The sequence below is a fragment of the Spirillospora sp. NPDC049652 genome (assembly GCF_040675125.1).
Taxonomy (GTDB): domain Bacteria; phylum Actinomycetota; class Actinomycetes; order Streptosporangiales; family Streptosporangiaceae; genus Spirillospora.
Genome location: NZ_JBFAOF010000526.1, coordinates 1 through 5,050 on the forward strand (window position 1 = coordinate 1; position 5,050 = coordinate 5,050).

Here is a 5,050-nt window from a genome sequence, read left to right on the forward strand (position 1 = left end):
AGCACGACACCGGTCGGGTACTGGTGCGCCGGGGTGACCAGCACGGCCGACGCGCCGGACCGGGCCAGCGCGGCGACGTCCAGGCCGCCGGCGTCCACCGGCACCCGGACGATCCGCGCGCCGGTCGCCGCCAGCATGGGGAGCTGGCGGTCGCTGGTCGGGTCCTCCACGGCGAGCGTCGTCCGCCCGGTGGCGACCAGCGCCCGCACGGCCGACGACAGCCCGAGCGCCACCCCGTTCATGATCACGACCTGCCCGGCGTCCGCGTGCGCCGCCCGGACCCGTCCGAGGTACGCCGCCAGCTCCGCCCGCAGCTCCGGGACGCCGCGCGCGTCCGGATACGTCAGCGCCTGGTGCGGGACGGCCTGCAGCGCCGCCCGGTAGGCCGCCAGCCAGCGCGAACGCGGGAACGCCGACAGGTCGGGCCGTCCGGGCGTCAGGTCGAACCGCACCGGAGGCGGGGGCGAGAGGGAGGGCGGCCGGTCGTCGCCGTCCTCCGGCCGCGGGGCCACGCCGTTCAGGAGGCAGGCGCTCGTCCGTCCGGTGTGCGCGACGGGTTCCGGGCGCGCGGCGGCGGCCGTCCTCCGGTCCTCCGGTTCGGCGGCCCGGGCCGGTCCGGCGGGCCGGGACGGCGGGGCGGGCGGCGGGACCGGCCGGGAGACTGGCAGCGCGTTGGGGGCGACCCGCGTGCCGTCGCCGCGGCGCGCCACGAGGAAGCCCTCCGCGATCAGCTGCTCGTACGCGGTGACGACCACACCGCGGGAGACGCCCAGGTCCCGGGCGAGGTCGCGGCTGGACGGCAGGCGCGTGCCCGCCGCGAGCCGCCCCGCCCGGATCGCGTTCCGGCATTCCGCCGCGAGCTGCGCCGCCAGGTGTCCGGCCGAGCGGTCGAGGCCGAGGTGCAGGTCCGTCACGGTTGGTCCCCTGAATGGCTACGGGATTGGTCCTGTTTCGAGGACCAATGCGCTCCTAGCGTTCCATGTCATGACCACACCGGCCAACACCGGCGACGTCGCGCGAGCCGCGGTCGCCATGTCCCTCGTCGGGTCGCTCACCGCGGTGTCCGCGACGATCGCGCACTACCCCGTCTTCGGCGGCCAGGCCGTCCGGTACGCGGGCGCGGCCGTGATCCTGTTCGCCGTCGCCCGCCTGCGGGACCGCCGCCGGGCCGCCCGGCTGGGGTCCACCGACACGGCCCGGCTGGGCTCCACCGGCACGGCACGGCCGGGCGGCGCCGACACGGCCCCTGACCGCCCCGGCGTCCGGCAGGGGGACGCTCCGGGCCGGGGACGGGGCGGTGTCCTGCCGTCGCCGCGTGACCTGGTGTTCCTGGTGGCGCTCGCGGCGACCGGGCTGGCGGCGTTCAACGTGTGCATCGTCTACGCCACGCACGACACCAGCCCGGCGACCATCGGGACCGTCGTCGCGACCGTCCCGATCGTCCTCGCGCTGATGGGGCCGCTGACGGCCGGGCGGCGGCCGGCCGTGATGACCGTCCTCGCGGCCTGCGTCGTCACGGCGGGGGCCGGGCTGGCGAACGGGCTCGGCGGCGGGACGGTCCGGGGCCTGCTGCTGTCGCTGGGGGCGCTCGGCGGGGAGATCTGCTTCTCGCTGCTCGCCGTGCCCGTCCTGCCCCGACTCGGGGCGATCCGGACCTCCGCGTGGTCGGCGGCGCTCGCCTGCCCGATGCTGCTGGTCACGGGACTGATCACCGACGGACGGCACGTCCTGCGAACCCCCACGCCCGCCGAGTTCGCCGGACTGCTCTACCTGACGGTGGTCGTGACCTGCGCCGCGTTCCTGCTCTGGTACGACGCGCTGGGCCGGATGGGCGCCGACCGCGCGGGGCTGTTCGCCGGGATGATCCCGGTGAGCGCCGTGGTGACGACGATGCTCCTCGGCATCGCGACGCCCCGTCCGGCCGAGGTGGCGGGGGCCGCGCTGGTGGCCGCCGGGGTCGTCCTCGGACTGCGGTCCACGGCGCCGCGGCTGCCCCGCCGGATGCGGGCCCGCGCGGCGGCACTCCCGGACCGGGAGCTCACGGGAACAGGTCGTACCCTGTAGGGCGGCCCCCATCCGGATACCTCCTGAGGATCTTCGATGCCTGAGTTCTCCTACACCGACCTGCTGCCGACCGGTCCGGACGAGACCGAGTACCGGCTGCTGACCACGGACGGCGTCTCCACGTTCGAGGCCGGCGGCCGGACGTTCCTCCAGGTCGAGCCGGAGGCTCTGCGGCTGCTCACCGAGACCGCCATGCGCGACATCGCGCACCTGCTGCGGCCCGCCCACCTGGCGCAGCTCCGCCGCATCCTGGACGACCCGGAGGCCTCCCCCAACGACCGCTTCGTCGCGCTGGACCTGCTGAAGAACGCGGGCATCGCGTCCGGCGGCGTCCTGCCGATGTGCCAGGACACCGGCACCGCGATCGTCATGGGCAAGCGCGGCCAGCACGTCCTGACGTCCGGCCGGGACGAGGAGGCCATCTCGCGCGGCGTGTACGACGCGTACACCAAGCTGAACCTGCGCTACTCCCAGATGGCCCCCGTCACCATGTGGGAGGAGAAGAACACCGGCAACAACCTCCCCGCGCAGGTCGAGCTGTACGCGACCGACGGCGACGCCTACAAGTTCCTGTTCATGGCCAAGGGCGGCGGCAGCGCCAACAAGTCGTTCCTGTTCCAGGAGACCAAGGCCGTCCTGAACCCCAAGCGGATGATGTCCTTCCTGGAGGAGAAGATCCGCTCCCTCGGCACCGCCGCGTGCCCGCCGTACCACCTGGCGATCGTCGTCGGCGGGACGTCCGCCGAGTACGCGCTGAAGACCGCCAAGTACGCCTCCGCGCACTACCTGGACACCATGCCCACCGAGGGCTCGCCGCTCGGCAACGGCTTCCGGGACGTCGAGCTGGAGCAGCAGGTGTTCGAGCTGACCCAGAAGCTCGGCATCGGCGCGCAGTTCGGCGGCAAGTACTTCTGCCACGACGTCCGCGTGATCCGGCTGCCGCGGCACGGCGCGTCCTGCCCGGTCGCGATCGCCGTCTCGTGCAGCGCCGACCGGCAGGCCCTCGGCAAGATCACCGCGGAGGGCGTGTTCCTGGAGAAGCTGGAGACCGACCCGGCCCGCTACCTCCCGGAGACCACCGACGAGCACCTGTCGGACGACGTCGTCCGGATCGACCTGAACCGCCCGATGGACGAGATCCGCGCCGAGCTGACCAAGTACCCGGTCAAGACCCGGCTGTCACTCACCGGCCCGCTCGTCGTCGCCCGCGACATCGCACACGCCAAGATCAAGGAGCGGCTGGACGCGGGCGAGCCCATGCCGCAGTACCTGCGCGACCACGCCGTCTACTACGCGGGCCCGGCCAAGACCCCCGAGGGCTACGCGTCCGGCTCCTTCGGCCCCACCACCGCCGGGCGCATGGACTCCTACGTCGAGCAGTTCCAGGCCGCGGGCGGCTCCCTGGTCATGCTCGCCAAGGGCAACCGGTCCCAGCAGGTCACCGACGCCTGCGCCGCCCACGGCGGCTTCTACCTCGGCTCCATCGGCGGCCCCGCCGCCCGCCTCGCCCAGGACTGCATCAAGAAGGTCGAGGTCCTGGAGTACCCCGAGCTGGGCATGGAGGCCGTCTGGAAGATCGAGGTCGAGGACTTCCCCGCCTTCATCGTCGTGGACGACAAGGGCGAGGACTTCTTCGCCGACACCACCGGCCCCGTCCTCACCATCGGACGTCGCTGAATTTATTGAGCCTCCGGCTCCGAGGGCTCGCCTGGCGGCTCGTCCTCGGACCGGAGACTCGGGCGAGCGCGGCATCGCTTCGCGATCAACCGCCCGTGGGGGCTCGCCTTCGGCATTCGCCCCCACGCGCGGTTGGTCACGCGCTCGCGCGGGCTGAGCCCCCCGGATGGGGTTGCCCCACGGGCGGTGTTCACGGGCTCGCGCGGGCTGAGCGCTCCCCCGGGGGTGGGGGTTCGTCTCTCGCGCCGTTGGTGCGCCCTGGCGCAGGCTGAGCGTTCCCCGGAGACGCTGCCTGCGCCTTGCCTTTCGGCTTCGTTCGGCGTTCGAGCCGGGGGTGCGTGGGCGGGTAGTCGGCGACTCGCCGGGGGTTGCGGCTTGGGTGAGGATTTCGGGGGTTGAGTGAGGGGTTGTTTCGCGGTGGTCTGGGGGTTTCCGCCGGGGTGATCTCGGGACGCGGGGGCACGGGACGGTTCTAAGGTGACGGACCGGATACATTCGGCGGAAAATCCAAGTTGGTGCTGAGGTGTGGCCGCTCGGAACCTGGTCACTCCGGTATCTTTTCCGCCATGTCTCAGTCAGAGCGCCTCGTGCTGGCGACGCGCTACCGGCTGGTCTCGGAAATCGGTCAAGGCGCCAACGGAACCGTCTGGAGAGGCCACGACGACCTCCTCGATCGCGCCGTCGCGATCAAGGAACTGCGGCTGCCCGCGGACCTCTCCGAGGACGACCGGGTGGTGTTCTACCGCCGGACGCTGCGCGAGGCGCGCGCCCCGGCACAGTTGCGCTCGACCTCGATCGTCGAGGTCTACGACGTGGTCATCGAGCAGGGCCGCCCGTGGATCGTGATGGAGCTGATCGAGTCCCCCAGCCTGGAGGACCTGATCGAACGCGACGGGCCGCTCCCGCCCGAGCGCGTGGCGCACATCGGGCGCCAGCTCCTCACCGCGCTCGACGAGGCGCACCGGTCCGGCATCGTGCACCGCGACCTGAAGCCGTCCAACGTGCTGCTGGACGGCGACCGGGTGGTGCTGACCGACTTCGGCCTGGCGTTCTCGTCGGGTTCGGTGAAGCTCACCAAGACCGGCCACTTCATGGGGTCCCCCGCCTACGTCGCGCCCGAGGTCGCCGCCGGGGAGAAGGCCACGCCCCGCTCCGACCTGTGGTCCCTCGGCGCGACGCTGTACGCCGCGGTCGAGGGCAAGCCGCCGTTCGAGCGCGAGAACGTGATGGCGACGCTGAGCGCCCTGGCGAACGAGTCCGCTCCGCCGCCGCTGCGCGCCGGGCCGCTCGCCCCGGTGATCGACGGCCT

Annotated in this window: 4 protein-coding genes; 3 read left to right on the forward strand and 1 reads right to left on the reverse strand. The window is 73.0% G+C overall.

Translation table 11 applies throughout. The features are described from left to right. A partial coding sequence (locus tag AB0J52_RS26925) for an aminotransferase-like domain-containing protein (RefSeq protein WP_500185107.1) occupies positions 1–914 on the reverse strand: 914 nt, incomplete at its 3' end. Between the two features lie 70 nt (positions 915–984). Here AB0J52_RS26925 and AB0J52_RS26930 point away from each other — a divergent pair. The 3 genes from AB0J52_RS26930 to AB0J52_RS26940 form a co-directional block, all read left to right on the forward strand. Further along, positions 985–2,064: an EamA family transporter gene (locus tag AB0J52_RS26930; RefSeq protein WP_500185108.1), complete on the forward strand. Its 1,080-nt coding sequence runs from the start codon at positions 985–987 to the stop codon at positions 2,062–2,064. 36 nt (positions 2,065–2,100) lie between these two features. Further along, positions 2,101–3,741, forward strand: a complete 1,641-nt coding sequence (locus AB0J52_RS26935) for a fumarate hydratase (protein WP_500185109.1) — start codon at positions 2,101–2,103, stop codon at positions 3,739–3,741. A gap of 566 nt (positions 3,742–4,307) precedes the next feature. Continuing rightward, a partial coding sequence (locus AB0J52_RS26940) for a serine/threonine-protein kinase (RefSeq protein WP_500185110.1) occupies positions 4,308–5,050 on the forward strand: 743 nt, incomplete at its 3' end.

Bases quoted from the DNA above. Each gene is read 5' to 3' on its own strand.
- AB0J52_RS26930 (WP_500185108.1), top strand. From the start codon at position 985: ATGACCACACCGGCCAACACCGGCGACGTCGCGCGAGCCGCGGTCGCC.
- AB0J52_RS26935 (WP_500185109.1), top strand. From the start codon at position 2,101: ATGCCTGAGTTCTCCTACACCGACCTGCTGCCGACCGGTCCGGACGAG.